This is a genomic window from Pseudomonas sp. ATCC 13867 (assembly GCF_000349845.1).
Lineage (GTDB): Bacteria > Pseudomonadota > Gammaproteobacteria > Pseudomonadales > Pseudomonadaceae > Pseudomonas.
Genome location: NC_020829.1, coordinates 4,746,739 through 4,760,781 on the forward strand (window position 1 = coordinate 4,746,739; position 14,043 = coordinate 4,760,781).

At 66.7% G+C, this 14,043-nt stretch carries 12 protein-coding genes, 1 other RNA gene and 1 riboswitch; of the genes, 8 read left to right on the forward strand and 5 right to left on the reverse strand.

Annotation, left to right across the window (positions count from 1 at the left end):
* Nucleotides 1-61 precede the first annotated feature (61 nt).
* From H681_RS21285 to ssrA, 8 genes are all read left to right on the forward strand, one after another.
* On the forward strand, nt 62-2,884 hold the full coding sequence (locus H681_RS21285) for an FAD-binding and (Fe-S)-binding domain-containing protein (protein ID WP_015478957.1): 2,823 nt from the start codon (nt 62-64) through the stop codon (nt 2,882-2,884).
* Nucleotides 2,885-3,061: 177 nt separating this feature from the next.
* Complete coding sequence (locus H681_RS21290) at nt 3,062-3,739, forward strand: response regulator (protein WP_041712195.1); 678 nt, start codon at nt 3,062-3,064, stop codon at nt 3,737-3,739.
* Complete coding sequence (locus tag H681_RS21295) at nt 3,736-5,142, forward strand: sensor histidine kinase (protein ID WP_015478959.1); 1,407 nt, start codon at nt 3,736-3,738, stop codon at nt 5,140-5,142. Before H681_RS21290 ends, H681_RS21295 begins: the two co-directional genes overlap by 4 nt.
* Before the next feature lie 85 nt (nt 5,143-5,227).
* On the forward strand, nt 5,228-5,479 hold the full coding sequence (locus H681_RS21300) for a hypothetical protein (protein ID WP_015478960.1): 252 nt from the start codon (nt 5,228-5,230) through the stop codon (nt 5,477-5,479).
* A gap of 201 nt (nt 5,480-5,680) precedes the next feature.
* A complete protein-coding gene (locus H681_RS21305; protein ID WP_015478961.1) occupies nt 5,681-8,965 on the forward strand; it encodes an acetyl-CoA carboxylase family protein in 3,285 nt (1,094 codons plus the stop codon).
* Nucleotides 8,966-9,003: 38 nt separating this feature from the next.
* Nucleotides 9,004-9,175: riboswitch (yybP-ykoY riboswitch) on the forward strand.
* A gap of 52 nt (nt 9,176-9,227) precedes the next feature.
* The gene (locus H681_RS21310; protein WP_015478962.1) at nt 9,228-10,238 is read left to right on the forward strand and encodes a sodium:calcium antiporter; all 1,011 of its coding nucleotides are present in this window, start codon (nt 9,228-9,230) and stop codon (nt 10,236-10,238) included.
* 88 nt (nt 10,239-10,326) lie between these two features.
* Entirely contained in the window at nt 10,327-11,004 is a 678-nt protein-coding gene (locus H681_RS21315; protein WP_015478963.1) for a type 1 glutamine amidotransferase domain-containing protein, read from the forward strand.
* Between the two features lie 73 nt (nt 11,005-11,077).
* Nucleotides 11,078-11,435, forward strand: a transfer-messenger RNA (tmRNA) gene (gene ssrA / locus H681_RS26100).
* Nucleotides 11,436-11,607: 172 nt separating this feature from the next.
* Here ssrA and H681_RS21320 read toward each other — a convergent pair.
* The 5 genes from H681_RS21320 to H681_RS21335 all read right to left on the reverse strand — a co-directional run bounded on the left by H681_RS21320 (nt 11,608) and on the right by H681_RS21335 (nt 14,024).
* Nucleotides 11,608-11,913, reverse strand: a complete 306-nt coding sequence (locus H681_RS21320; protein WP_015478964.1) for a hypothetical protein — start codon at nt 11,911-11,913, stop codon at nt 11,608-11,610.
* A gap of 113 nt (nt 11,914-12,026) precedes the next feature.
* Nucleotides 12,027-12,698 (reverse strand): YceH family protein, encoded by a 672-nt coding sequence (locus H681_RS21325; RefSeq protein WP_015478965.1) that lies wholly within the window; start codon nt 12,696-12,698, stop codon nt 12,027-12,029.
* Nucleotides 12,699-12,867: 169 nt separating this feature from the next.
* On the reverse strand, nt 12,868-13,461 hold the full coding sequence (gene cysC, locus H681_RS21330) for an adenylyl-sulfate kinase (protein WP_015478966.1): 594 nt from the start codon (nt 13,459-13,461) through the stop codon (nt 12,868-12,870).
* Nucleotides 13,439-13,699: a hypothetical protein gene (locus tag H681_RS26795; protein ID WP_157883349.1), complete on the reverse strand. Its 261-nt coding sequence runs from the start codon at nt 13,697-13,699 to the stop codon at nt 13,439-13,441. Before H681_RS26795 ends, cysC begins: the two co-directional genes overlap by 23 nt.
* A gap of 37 nt (nt 13,700-13,736) precedes the next feature.
* The gene (locus tag H681_RS21335; RefSeq protein ID WP_015478967.1) at nt 13,737-14,024 is read right to left on the reverse strand and encodes an ATP-binding cassette domain-containing protein; all 288 of its coding nucleotides are present in this window, start codon (nt 14,022-14,024) and stop codon (nt 13,737-13,739) included.
* Nucleotides 14,025-14,043: the final 19 nt, after the last annotated feature.

A 14,043-nucleotide genomic window follows, 5' to 3' on the forward strand; every position in this document is an offset into this window, starting at 1 on the left:
TGGAAAAAACACCGATGGGCCGTCCAGCGGTCCACGCTCACCGATGATGACTGGAGCCGCCATGAGCCTGCCCGCCGCGTTCATCGACACGGTAGAACACCTGATCCCCCGCGAGCGCCGCTTCGACGATGCGCTCTCGACCCTGGCCTTCGGCACCGACGCCAGCTTCTACCGGCTGATCCCCAAGCTGGTGATCCGCGTCGAGAGCGAAGACGAAGTCGCCAGCCTGCTCAAGGCCGCCCACGCCAACGCGGTCGCGGTGACCTTCCGCGCCGCGGGCACCAGCCTCTCCGGCCAGGCCGTGAGCGATTCGGTGCTGCTGGTGCTGGGCGACAACTGGAATGGCCGCGACATCCGCGACGGCGGCACGCAGATCCGCCTGCAGCCCGGCGTCATTGGCGCCCAGGCCAACGCCTGGCTTGCTCCGTTCGGCCGCAAGATCGGCCCCGACCCGGCCTCAATCAACGCCTGCAAGATCGGCGGCATCGTCGCCAACAACGCCAGCGGCATGTGCTGTGGCACCGCGCAGAACAGCTACCACACCCTGGCCGGCATGCGTCTGTTGCTGGCCGACGGCACGTTGCTGGACAGCGAGCTGCCCGCCAGCGTCGCCGCCTTCCACGCAAGCCACGGCGCACTGCTCGAGCAACTCGCCGAGCTGGGCCGGCAGACTCGCGCCAATACCGAACTGGCCGCGAAGATCCGCCACAAGTACCGCCTGAAGAACACCACCGGGCTGTCCCTGAATGCATTGGTCGACTACGACGAGCCGCTGGATATCCTCACCCACCTGATGGTCGGCTCCGAAGGCACCCTGGGGTTCATCAGCGCGGTGACCTACGACACCGTACCGGACCACCCGCACAAGGCCAGCGCGCTGATCGTCTTCCCCGACGTGGAGACCTGCTGCAAGGCCGTGACCGTGCTCAAGCAGCAGCCGGTGTCCGCCGTGGAACTGCTCGACCGTCGCAGCCTGCGCTCGGTGGAGAACATGCAGGGCATGCCCGAGTGGGTGCAAAGCCTGTCCGCGAATGCCTGCGCGCTGCTCATCGAATCCCGTGCGGCGACCCAGTCGCTGCTGCACGAACAACTCGCACAGATCAGCGCCTCCATCGCCGGTTACCCGGTGGAGAAACAGGTCGACTTCAGCGAAGACCCGGCGGTCTACAACCAGCTGTGGCGCATCCGCAAGGACACCTTCCCGGCCGTCGGCGCAGTGCGCGAGACTGGCACCACGGTGATCATCGAGGACGTCACCTTCCCCGTCGAACAGCTAGCCGAAGGCGTGAACCGCCTGATCGAGCTGTTCGACAAGCACGGCTACGACGAGGCCATCCTGTTCGGCCACGCGCTGGAAGGGAACCTGCACTTCGTCTTCACCCAGGGTTTCGAATCGCCTGAGCAGATCGCGCGCTACTCGGCCTTCATGGACGACGTCGCGCACCTGGTCGCCGTGGAATACGGCGGCTCGCTCAAGGCCGAGCACGGCACCGGGCGCAACATGGCGCCCTTCGTCGAGCTGGAATGGGGCCACGACGCCTACCAACTGATGTGGCAGCTGAAGCGCCTGCTCGACCCCACCGGCATCCTCAACCCCGGCGTGGTGCTGACCGACGACCCGCAGCTGCACCTGAAGAACCTCAAACCGCTGCCGGCCGCCGACGAGATCGTCGACAAGTGCATCGAGTGTGGCTTCTGCGAGCCGGTCTGCCCGTCCAAGGGGCTGACCCTCAGCCCGCGCCAGCGCATCGTCATGTGGCGCGACATCCAGGCCAAGCGCCGCGCCGGCGTCGACACCACCGAGCTTGAGCGCGACTACCAGTACCAGGGTATCGACACCTGCGCCGCCACCGGCCTGTGCGCCCAGCGCTGCCCGGTGAACATCAACACCGGCGAGCTGGTCCGCAAGCTGCGCGGTGAAGAAGCGCACCACGCCGGCACCGCCACCTGGCTGGCACGCAACTTCGCCACCGCACTCAAGGGTGCGAAGTTCATGCTGCACGCTGCCAACGGTGCGCGCATGGTGCTCGGCGCGCCGCGCCTAGCCCGCCTCAGCGCTTGCATCAGTCACGCCAGCAAGGGCCGCGTGCCGCAGTGGACGCCGTCCATGCCGCAGCCCGTGCGCCTGGCTGCCGCTTCGCAGCCTGTGGATAACGGCAAGCCGCGCGTCGTCTACCTCACCGCCTGCGTATCCCGCGCCATGGGCCCGGCGGCGGCGGACGAAGAGCAGATGCCGCTGATCGACAAGACTCGCCAGTTGCTGGAGAAAGCCGGCTACCAGGTGGTCTTCCCGGACAACGCCGACAACCTCTGCTGCGGCCAGCCGTTCGCCTCCAAGGGCTACAAGGACCAGGCCGACGCCAAGCGCGACGAACTGCTCGCCGAACTGCTGCGCGCCAGCCGTGGCGGCCTCGACCCGATCTACTGCGACACCAGCCCCTGCACCCTGCGCCTGATGCAGGACCTGGCGGACGACCGGCTGAAAATCTACGACCCGGTGAAGTTCATCCGCACCCACCTGGTCGAGCGCCTGGACTTCCAGCCACAGGACAAGCCGGTAGCCGTGCATGTCACCTGCAGCACCCAGCACCTGGGCGAGAGCCAGGCGCTGATCGACCTGGTCGGGCGCTGCACCCGCGAAGTGGTGATCCCCGAGGGCATCCACTGCTGCGGCTTCGCCGGCGACAAGGGCTTCACCACCCCCGAGCTGAATGCGCACTCGCTGCGCACGCTCAAGGACGCGGTGCGGCATTGCGAGGAAGGCGTCTCCACCAGCCGCACCTGCGAAATCGGCCTGTCCACCCACGGCGGTATCGACTATCGCGGAGTGGTCTACCTGGTGGATCGCGTGACCCGAGCTAGAGCGACGGACGCGCAACCGTAGGGCGGATAACGCCCCAAGCGTTATCCGCCGTCTCTGCGGACGGCGGATAACCTGTTCCAGGTTATTCGCCCTACGATCCCCCCGAATTAACCCGCTCTTAATCCATCATTGCCACCCTCTGCCGGAAACGAGAGCGACCGGCTATCCTGCTGCACAAGGCCGGTTGAGGGGACATCGATGAGAATCCTGTTGGCGGAAGACGACCAGTTGCTGGGCGATGGCATTCGCGCGGGGCTCGGTCTGGAAGGCGACACCGTGGACTGGGTCAATGATGGCCTGGCCGCCGATCAGGCGTTGCAGACCGACGAGTTCGACCTGCTGGTGCTCGACCTCGGCCTGCCGCGTAAGGACGGCCTGGACGTGTTGCGCAGCCTGCGCCGGCGCGGCGACCTGACGCCGGTGCTGATCCTCACCGCCCGCGACAAGGTGGCCGACCGCGTGGCTGGCCTCGACGCCGGCGCCGACGACTACCTGACCAAACCCTTCGACCTCGACGAACTGCTCGCCCGCGTCCGCGCCCTCACCCGCCGCCGCACCGGCCGTGCCGTGCCGCTGCTGCAGCACGGCGAACTGATGCTGGACCCCGCCACCCATCAGGTCAACCTCGCCGGTACACCGGTGGACCTGGCCCCGCGCGAGTACGCCCTGCTGCGCCTACTGCTGGAACAACGCGGCAAAGTGCTGTCGCGCACCCGCCTGGTGGAGGCCCTGTATGGCTGGGACGGCGACCTGGAGAGCAACGCCATCGAGGTCCACATCCACCACCTGCGCCGCAAGCTGGGCAACGGCCTGATCCGCACCGTACGCGGCATCGGCTACGGCATCGACCGGCCCGGCAACCCCTCCCAGCCGTGAGTCTCGCCCCGCGCCGCGTCGGCTCGCTCAGCCGCCGACTGTTGCTCCTGCTGATCGGCGGCATTTCGCTGTGCTGGCTGGTCGCGGGCCTGTTCACCTACCACCTGACCCGTCAGCAGGTGAACCAACTCTACGACCAGGACATGATCGACTTCGGCCAGGCCGCGCTGAGCCTGGTGAACATCGCCGACGCCGTCGACCCGCAGTCCAGCGACGCAATGGAAATCCTCGCCCGCAGCCGCAACGCCATCGAGGGGCTACCGCTGATCCGCCGCGAAGCCACCCTCGGCTATGCCATCTGGTACCACGGCCAACCCCTGATCGCCACCCACAGCCCGCCGCGCGGAATCGAAGCCCAGCCGCCGGGCTTCTCCGGCCTGCAACGCGACGACGTGAACTGGCGTGTCCTGCAGATCGCCTCGCCAGGCGCCGGCGAAGTCCGCATCTGGGTCTTCGAAGACCTGCACTACCGCTCGAAAACCCTGCGTCTGCTGCTGTTCAGCGCGCTGTTCCCGTTGCTGCTGGCGCTGCCGCTGTTCCTCATCCTGGTCTGGCTCGGCGTCCGCCAGGGCCTGGCGCCACTGCGCGGCCTGATCGACCAGGTCCACCTGCGCACCGCCCAGAGCCTGCATCCGTTGTCGCTGAGCCGGGCGCCGGTGGAAGTGCACAGCCTGGTCAACGAACTGAACCTGCTGCTGGAGCGCCTGCACTCGGCGATGGAAGCCGAACGCCGCCTGACCAGCGACGCCGCCCACGAAATCCGTACGCCGCTGGCCAGCCTGCGCACCCACGCCCAGGTCGCGCTGCGCTCCGCCGACCCGGCGGCCCACGCCCACGGCTTGCAGCAGGTCAGCCGCAGCGTCGAGCGCATCAGTGCGCTGATGGAGCAGATCCTGCTGCTGGCCCGACTCGACGGCGAAGAACTGCACGAAACCTTCAGCCACATCGATCTCGGTCCGCTCGCCGAGGAAACCATTGCCGAACTCGCCCCCCAGGCCATCGACAGGCACCTCGAACTCACCCTCGACGCCCATCCGGGCTGTACCCTGATGGGCGTACCGGTCTGGCTCGGGCTGATCCTCACCAACCTGGTCGGCAACGCCCTGCGCTATACGCCCGAGGGCGGCCGCGTGGAGGTGAGCCTGGAACGCACGGACGACACGCTCGCACTCTGGGTGCGCGACAACGGCCCCGGCGTGGCGCAGGCCGAGCAGGCAGCCATCTTCACCCGTTTCTATCGCAGCCCCAGCGTGGCCGACAGCGCCGGCAGCGGACTCGGGCTGCCCATCGTCAAGCGCATCGTGGAGATTCACCACGGCCGTATCAGCCTGCACGAAGGGCTGGATGGCGCCGGCCTGGGCGTGTGCGTCGAGCTGCCGGCAACCACTGGCGAAAAAGACTGAACCTGGCGAAAAGCCCGGCAGTCGACCCTGTACGGTCCGCGTGAACGGTCCGCGATAACCCGGTCAATTTGCCAGGAGTACAGCCATGAAACGTACCGCCTTGCTCATTACCGCCGCCCTGCTGGCGTCGCCGGCCTTCGCCGCCGACCTGTGCAGCGACAATCTGCAGAAAATCGACGCTGCCGTGCAGTCCAACGCCGGCACCGCACAAACCCAGGATCAAGCCATGCGCCTGCAGGAAAAAGCTATCCAGGCCCAGCAGTCGGGCGATACCAAGGCCTGCATCGCACAGACCGAGAAAGCCCTGAAGCTGCTCAAGCAGAGCGGTAAGTCCTGATCCCGCTTCGACGGCCGGTCGGACCGGCCGGCCGCCCCATTTCCCGTGCGCCTGCCGCACCGAGGCGCTCGCGCGGGTTTCCTGCACCGATAAGCCCCACGAAGCTCTCGCCATTCGCGAGAAAGCAGTTCATTCCTCCGCCCGACCACCTCCCTAAGATGTAGCGATTGCCGATCGACAATAATCACAACCGGAATCGCCATGCCCCTGACGCACCTGCTCATCGCCAACCGTGGCGAGATTGCCATCCGCATTGCCCGTGCCGCCGCCGAGCTGGGTATCCAGACGCTGGCGATCTTCGCCGAGGACGACGCCGCCTCGCTGCACACGCGCCAGGTCGACCAGGCCGCGGCCCTGAAAGGGCGTGGCGCCAGCGCCTATCTCGACCAGCAGCAGATCATCGAGATCGCCCTGGCGCACGGCTGCGACGCGATACATCCGGGCTATGGCTTCCTCTCCGAAAACGCCGACTTCGCCCGCCGCTGCGAAGCGGCCGGCCTGACCTTCGTCGGCCCCTCGGCGGACGTGCTCGCGTGCTTCGGCGACAAGGCCCGCGCCCGCGACCTGGCCAGCGCGCACGGCGTGGCATTGGCCGCGGGCAGCAACCGCGCCACTGCGCTGGAGGACGCCGAGCGCTTCTTCCGCGAACTGCCCGGCGGGTCCGGCATGATGATCAAGGCCCTGGCCGGCGGCGGTGGACGCGGCATGCGCGCAGTACGCAGCCCCGAGGAAATTGCCGACGCCTACGCGCGCTGCCAGGCCGAGGCCCGCGCGGCCTTCGGCGATGATCGGCTCTACGTGGAGCGCCTGATCCAGCGCTCCCGCCATATCGAAGTGCAGGTGATCGGCGACGGCCGCAGCGTCAGTCACCTCTGGGAGCGCGACTGCACCCTGCAGCGGCGCAACCAGAAGCTGCTGGAAATCGCCCCCAGCCCCAACCTGCACCCGCGCCTGCGCGGCGCCATCCTCGCCGCCGCCGTGCGCCTGGCCGAAGCCGTGGACTATCGCGGTCTGGGCACTTTCGAGTTCCTGCTGGACGAGGACAGCGGTGACTTCGTGTTCATGGAAGCCAACCCACGCCTGCAGGTGGAACACACCGTCACCGAAGCGGTGACCGGCATCGACCTGGTCCAGGCGCAACTGCGCATCGCCGCTGGCGCCAGCCTCGCCGAACTGAACCTGACCCAGGCGGAGATCCCCGCGCCGCGCGGCCACGCCCTGCAACTGCGGATCAACCTGGAAAACCTCGCCAGCGACGGCACGCCCCACCTCGCCTGCGGCACCCTCAGCGCCTACGAACCGCCCAGCGGCCCCGGCCTGCGCGTGGACGGCTACGGCTACGCCGGCTACCGCAACAGCGCCGGCTACGACTCGCTGCTGGCCAAGCTGATCGTCCACGGCAACGGCGGTTATCCACAACTGGTGCAGCGCGCCTACCGCGCCCTCTGCGAATTCCGCCTGGAGGGTGTGGCGAGCAACATCCCGCTGCTGCTCAACCTGCTGCGCCAGCCGGCAGTGGCGGACAACCAGGTCACCACGCGCTACATCGAAGAACACCTGCCCACGCTGCTCGGCGCGCAGGAACATGCCCATCCGCACCGTTTCTTCAAACATGCCGGCGCGGCGCCGGAAATCCAGCGCACCAGCGAGGCGCCCGCCGGTTGCATTGCGCTGGGAACGCCCAGCGCTGGTGTGCTGGTCAGCCTGAACGTCATCCCCGACGACGCGGTCGCCCAGGGCCAGACCATCGCCGTGATCGAAGCGATGAAGATGGAGTTCGAAGTGAAGGCCAGCGCCAGTGGCATCGTCCACAGTCTCGCCGCCACGCCCGGCGACAGCCTCGGCGAGGGCGACCCGCTGCTGTTCGTCGAACCGGCGGATGTCGAAGCGCAGGACCATGAAAGCGCTGCCGCCATCGACCTCGACGCCATCCGCGCCGACCTCGCCGAAGTCCTTGAACGCCATGCCATCGGCCTCGACGAGCGCCGCCCGGAGGCCGTCGCCAAGCGCCACAGGATCGGCAAGCGCACCACCCGCGAGAACCTCGCCGATCTGCTCGATGACGGCAGCTTCATCGAGTACGGCGCCCTGGCCATCGCCGCCCAGCGCCGTCGCCGCAGCGTCGAGGAACTGATCGCCAGCAGTCCTGCCGACGGCCTGGTCAGCGGCCTGGGCAGCATCAACGCCGCGCAGTTCGGCGACGAGAAGGCCCGCTGCCTGGTGCTGGCCTACGACTACACGGTGTTCGCCGGCACCCAGGGCGTGATGAACCACAAGAAGACCGACCGCATGCTGCACCTGGCCGAGCAATGGCGCATCCCGCTGGTGCTCTACGCGGAAGGGGGCGGCGGGCGGCCGGGCGACACCGATTTCGTCGGCGTGGCCGGGCTCGACAACATGAGCTTCGTCGGCCTGGCGCGGCTCTCCGGGCTGGTGCCGCTGGTGGGCGTGGTCTCCGGCCGTTGCTTCGCCGGCAATGCCGCCCTGCTGGGCTGCTGCGACGTGATCATCGCCACCCGCGATACCAGCCTGGGCATGGCAGGCCCGGCGATGATCGAGGGCGGCGGCCTGGGCAGGTTCGCCCCCGAGGAAGTCGGCCCCAGCGACGTGCAGAGCGCCAACGGCGTGATCGACGTGCTGGTGGAGGACGAGGCCGAAGCCACCCGCATCGCCCGCCAGTACCTCGCCTACTTCCAGGGCGACAGCGCCGACTGGCAATGCGCCGACCAGCGCCGGCTGCGCCACGCGGTGCCGGAGAACCGCCTGCGCGTCTACGACATCCGCCAGGTCATCGAACAACTGGCCGACAGCGACTCGACGCTGGAACTGCGCCGGCACTTCGCCGCCGGCATGATCACCGCGCTGGTGCGCATCGAAGGCAAGCCCTTCGGCCTGCTCGCCAACAACCCCATGCACCTGGGCGGCGCCATCGATGCCGAGGCCGGCGACAAGGCCGCGCGCTTCATGCAGCTGTGCGACGCCTTCGACCTGCCGATCATCTCCCTGTGCGACACCCCCGGCTTCATGGTCGGCCCGGAGGCAGAGAAGACCGGCACCGTACGCCACGTCTCGCGCATGTTCGTCACCGCCGCCAGCCTGACCGTGCCCTTCTTCACCGTGGTGCTGCGCAAAGGCTACGGCCTGGGTGCGCAGGCAATGGCTGCCGGCAGCTTCCACGCTGCGCTGTTCACCGTCGCCTGGCCCAGCGGCGAGTTCGGCGCAATGGGCCTGGAAGGCGCGATCCGCCTCGGCTACGCCAAGGAGCTGGCTGCGCTGGAGGACCCGCAAGAGCGGAAGGCGCTGTTCGACAAGCTGGTCGCCGCCGCCTACCGCAACGGCAAGGGCCTGAACATGGCGAGCTACCTGGAGATCGACGACGTGATCGACCCCGCCGACACCCGCCGCTGGCTGCTGCGCGGGCTCGCCTCAGTGCCACGCCCGGCTCCGCGCCAGGGCAAGAAGCGTCCACTGATCGACACCTGGTGACCCAGCGGGTTGAGCTAAGCTCCTGATTGGCTAAAATGCGCATCGTCATTGGGGAGTAGCCGACCGCTCATGCGAGCGGGGGCGACGTCAACACACTTGGCCCACAAGGCTATGGCGTCGCCAGCGATCCGCCTGGCAAGACCTTTGACCACGCAGCCTCCGAGCGGCCGGGGAGCGCGTGGTCATGGGTATCGGACCGGCCGGGAGTCTTCACCGTGACGCACCGCCTCATCTCCCGCTCCATCCGTCTGGAGCCTCGCGCATGCTGACCTTCATCCTCGAACTGCTCGGCATGCTGCTGGTGATCCTGATCGCCGCCGAACTCTTCACCAACGCGCTGGAACACTTCGGCGAACGCCTGGGCATCTCCGAAGGCGCCACCGGCTCACTGTTCGCCGCCATCGGTACTGCGCTTCCGGAAACCCTGATCCCATTGCTGGCCCTGTTTGCCGGCACCCGGAACGTGAACCTCAACCAGGAAGTCGGCGTGGGCGCCATTCTCGGCGCGCCGCTGATGCTGTCGACCCTGTCCACCTGCCTGATGGCCTGCTTCGCCTGGCGAGCGCGCGGGCTGGCCGGCCGCGTTCGCCCCGAGCGCAGCGGACTGCAGCGCGACCTGAATTTCTTCCTGATCGCCTTCAGCATCGCCGCCATCGCCATGTTCGTACCGACGCAGTTCCTGCCCCTCCGCATCGGCCTGAGCCTGCTGCTGGTCCTCACCTATGTCGCCTACATCACCCTTACGCTGCGGGCCTCGCAGGAGTTGGTGGAGAACGGCCACGGCACTGAAGCCGATCACCACATGTACCTGTCGCGCCTCGGCCTGCCGACCAACCTGGCGACCATCCTGCTGCAATTGCTGCTGGGCCTTGGCTTGCTGGTGCTGGGAGCGAAGGGCTTCATCCACGGAGTGGAGGGACTGTCACACCTGCTGGGCCTCTCCGCCCTGCTGCTGTCGCTGCTGATCATCCCGATTGCCACCGAGTTGCCGGAGAAGATCAACAGCATCCTCTGGGTCCGCCGCGGCAAGGACACCCTGGCCTTCGGCAACATCAGCGGCGCGATGGTGTTCCAGGGCACCCTGCTGCCCGCCATCGGCATCCTGCTCACCCCCTGGCAACCGCGCATCGAAGTGCTCACCGGCGTACTGATCACCCTCGGCGCCACGCTCTGGCTGCGTCTCAATGCGCAGCGCGATGGACTGCCGGTCTGGGTGCTGCTGCTGAACGGCGTGCTGTACGCCGCCTATCTGGGCATCACCCTGTCACGCTGACGCCTGCGGCGTACCGCCTACACTGACCAGTCTGGGCTGCCGATGCTGCGGCAGCCCCTTGTCATCGAGATACGCCGAAGGAGTGAGCATGAAAATCCTGGTAGTCCTGACCTCCCACGACCAGCTCGGCAGCACCGGCAGAAAAACCGGCTTCTGGCTCGAGGAGTTCGCCGCTCCCTACTACGTGTTCAAGGATGCCGGCGCCACCCTGACCCTGGCCTCGCCCAAGGGCGGCCAGCCACCGCTCGACCCCAAGAGCGACGCAGAGGACGCGCAGACCCCGGCCACCCGCCGCTTCCGCCAGGACAGCGATGCGCAGGTCGCGCTGGCCAACACCGTGAAGCTCAGCGAGGTACAGGCCGACGACTACGACGCCCTCTTCTATCCCGGCGGTCACGGCCCGCTCTGGGACCTGGCCGAGGACCGCACCTCGGTGGCGCTGATCGAAGCCTTCCACTCCAGCGGCAAACCCGTTTCCGCCGTCTGCCACGCCCCCGCCGTATTCCGCCATCCGCGCGGCCTGGACGGCTGTCCACTGGTGCAGGGCCGGCATGTCACCGGCTTCAGCAACAACGAGGAGGAAGCGGTGGGCCTCACCGACGTGGTGCCGTTCCTCGTCCAGGACATGCTCAAGGCCAACGGCGCCCGCTACAGCAAAGGCCCCGACTGGCAGAGCCACGTCGAAGTCGACCGGGGACTGATCACCGGCCAGAACCCCGCCTCCTCCGAAGCCGTGGCCGAAGCCGTACTGAAATTCCTGACCTGACAATGGTTTGCACCGCCCTGGTTGGACCTCGGGGCGGCTTTACCGTAGAATGGTCACGACCTTCAAAGGTTTTGGGGCCGATTAGGATTCGACGCCGGTAACAAAACTCGAGGGGCATGCCGAGTAGGTGACAGTTCTCGTAAATCAGCTGCCACAACTTTATAGTTGCCAACGACGACAACTACGCCCTAGCAGCCTAAGTGCCGCTAGCAGACCCTAGGGGATGCCTGTAAACCCGACGATTAGGTCTGTCATATAGAACAGGATCGCCGCCAAGTTCGCTGTAGACGTAACGGCTAAAACTCATACAGCTCGCTCCAAGCACCCTGCCACTCGGGCGGCGCGGAGTTAACTCAGTAGAGATGGCTAAGCATGTAGAACCGACAGCGGAGAACTGGCGGACGGGGGTTCAAATCCCCCCGGCTCCACCAAACGCAAGACGAGAAGCCCCTGATTTTCCTAGCGAACTTCAGGGGCTTTTTCGTTACAGCGCCAGCTTGCGGCAGGGACGAAGCCACAGGCTTGGCCAATACCGTACTCAATACGTAGTCGACCCGTTCCGCGAAATGAGCGAGCCACGGTATGCAGACAGGGAAGCAGGCGCTAGACCAGCAAGGCTCCCCAGCGCACCAACTCCTCCGGAGCCTCCACAACGACAACGGCCTCCTTCAGGCGCCGGGCCAGGCGCAGCCGTTCCGCACTGTGGAGCAAGGGGCCCGCGTCGTCTTCGGCCCCGAACGGATCATCGATCAGCACCCCCTTGATCAGCCCCTGGCGGAACAGTGCGCGAATGGCGAGGAGATTGCTCTCGCGATGCCCGGTGAGCTCGTTCACGGATTTGAAGTCGATTTCCGAAAGCTGGCTGAGCACGGCGGTCAACTGGGCCTGGGAGGGTTTTCGACGACTCATGGTGAACTCCGGGTATAGCGGGTAAAGCTGTGACTATCGACGCCGAATGTTAACGCTTGATTAGTCGGATGGCTGGCCGACCAAAGTCGACCGGCCAGTGGAAAAGACCTGACTCAATCCCGCGAGACACCCAGTTCCAGCAGGGCAAGACGCTCCTCCAGGGCGGCGATGCGAGCCTCCAGCTCGACCAGGCGGGACTCGTCGTGCCCGCCGCCGTCACTGCGCTCGCTGGAGGCGCGGCTGCCGCTGGCGGCGATGGCGGCCTCGCGGTCTTCCTCGGTACCCAGCAGGTGCATGTAGCGGTCTTCGCGCTGGCCGCTCAGGCGCTCCAGTTGCACGGCCATGCCACGTCCGGCGAGGCGTTCGAGCTGGTGGCGGACTTCCTCGGTGTCGTCGAAGTCGTGCATGCGCTGGCTACGGGTGAGCAGCTCGTTGAGAGTCTGTGGGCCGCGCAGGAACAGCAGGCCGAGCAGGATGACCTGCGGCTTGACCAGTTCCAGCGCCTTGTCCAAGCGCTGCTCCCAGCGGTCGGCGCGGCTGCCCATGACCAGGCGGGTCATCTCGCGCCCTTCCAGATGGCGCAGGGACTGGCCGACCTGGCCGGGGGTGAGGTTCATCACCGGGTCGCGGCTGGTCTTCTGGTTGCACGCGGTAACCAGGGCGTTAAGGGTCAGCGGGTAGGCTTCGGGGGTGGTGAGCTGCTTTTCGATCAGGCACCCGAGAACGCGGGCATCCACGGCACTCAGGGGTTCGAAATCGGAGAGGGTGTCGAGCGACTGGCTCATGGCGGTATCCGTCGATGAGGGAACCGCCCTAGCCTAGCCGTTTACGCGGCGTTTGGCAGCTTCAGGCGGCTCTGGCTGGGCGACGGTTCAGTGGTCGTTCGATGTTCCTTTCCGCCGACGCCTGCTCGCGCTCCTGCGCATTACGCTCCAGCGTGCGCCAACGGGCGCCTCAGTACGCGCAGGCGCCGAGCAATCGTCGAATGGACAGGTCCAGCGGCTCCAGGCTGGTATCAACGACGAACTCCGGCGCAGGCGGCACTTCATAGGGGGAATCGATGCCGGTGAAATCGCTGATCAGCCCCTGTCGCGCCTTGCTGTACAGCCCCTTGGGATCACGCTGCTCGCAGAGATCGAGTGGCGTGGAAACATGGACTTCGACGAACTGCCCCGGCTGGAACTGCGCCCGCAGTCGCTCGCGGTCGCGCCGGTACGGCGAGATGAAGGCGCAGAGCACGATCAGGCCGGCGTCCACCATGAGTTTCGCCACTTCGCCTGCGCGCCGGATATTTTCCGCCCGGTCCGCCTCTGCCATGCCCAGATCACGGCAGAGCCCGTGGCGCACGTTGTCGCCATCGAGCAGATAAGTCTTCCTGCCGGCCGCATACAGCGCCACGTCCAGCGCATTGGCAAGCGTCGACTTGCCGGCTCCCGACAGGCCCGTGAACCAGATGCATGCTCCGCGCTGCTGCATGACCTCGGCGCGCATCTGCGTCGTGACCTTCTGTTCGTGCCAGCGCACCTCACTGCTCAACCCGTTCGACATGGTTGCCTTCTCGTCCCGAGGAAACGAACAAGGCTGACGAATAGGGGAAGTGGTTCCAATGCGGCGCCTCCACCAGGTGCAGGCAGAAACTTCCGACATGGCGGCGTGAAAGGGAGTGCGGCAATGAGTTGCCGGGCGTTTTTCGTGCTCCATCGATGTGCCAATGCGCATCTTGTTGCAGGAGCTTGCTCGCGAGCTGCATGACTCCGGTGGCGGAGCAGAATCCGTTCGCGAGCAAGCTCGCTCCGAAGAAAAGCGAAAGCGGCTCGTCAGCCCTAGAGCCTGGACCAGATGCCGTTGGGATAGGCGATGGCACTGCTCACCGACATGTACGGGGACAGCGCGCAGCTCTGGAACACGCTGCTGATGCGGCGGCGATATGACGGCAGGTCGTTGACCTGCTCGCCGCCGATGAGGATGTCGCCGGAGGTGACGTTCTCGACGCCGGCGCTGCTGCGCAGCAGCGCGGTCTTGCCGCAACCCGACGTCCCCAGCAAGGTGGAGACCTCGTTGAGGCGGGGCGCGTCGGTGGAGCGTTTGCTGACCCGACGGACATCGACCAACGAGTTTATTTTTCTTCCG

Bases quoted from the DNA above. Each gene is read 5' to 3' on its own strand.
- H681_RS21285 (WP_015478957.1), top strand. From the start codon at position 62: ATGAGCCTGCCCGCCGCGTTCATCGACACGGTAGAACACCTGATCCCC.
- H681_RS21290 (WP_041712195.1), top strand. From the start codon at position 3,062: ATGAGAATCCTGTTGGCGGAAGACGACCAGTTGCTGGGCGATGGCATT.
- H681_RS21300 (WP_015478960.1), top strand. From the start codon at position 5,228: ATGAAACGTACCGCCTTGCTCATTACCGCCGCCCTGCTGGCGTCGCCG.
- H681_RS21305 (WP_015478961.1), top strand. From the start codon at position 5,681: ATGCCCCTGACGCACCTGCTCATCGCCAACCGTGGCGAGATTGCCATC.
- H681_RS21310 (WP_015478962.1), top strand. From the start codon at position 9,228: ATGCTGACCTTCATCCTCGAACTGCTCGGCATGCTGCTGGTGATCCTG.
- H681_RS21315 (WP_015478963.1), top strand. From the start codon at position 10,327: ATGAAAATCCTGGTAGTCCTGACCTCCCACGACCAGCTCGGCAGCACC.
- H681_RS21320 (WP_015478964.1), bottom strand. From the start codon at position 11,913: ATGAGTCGTCGAAAACCCTCCCAGGCCCAGTTGACCGCCGTGCTCAGC.
- H681_RS21325 (WP_015478965.1), bottom strand. From the start codon at position 12,698: ATGAGCCAGTCGCTCGACACCCTCTCCGATTTCGAACCCCTGAGTGCC.
- cysC (WP_015478966.1), bottom strand. From the start codon at position 13,461: ATGTCGAACGGGTTGAGCAGTGAGGTGCGCTGGCACGAACAGAAGGTC.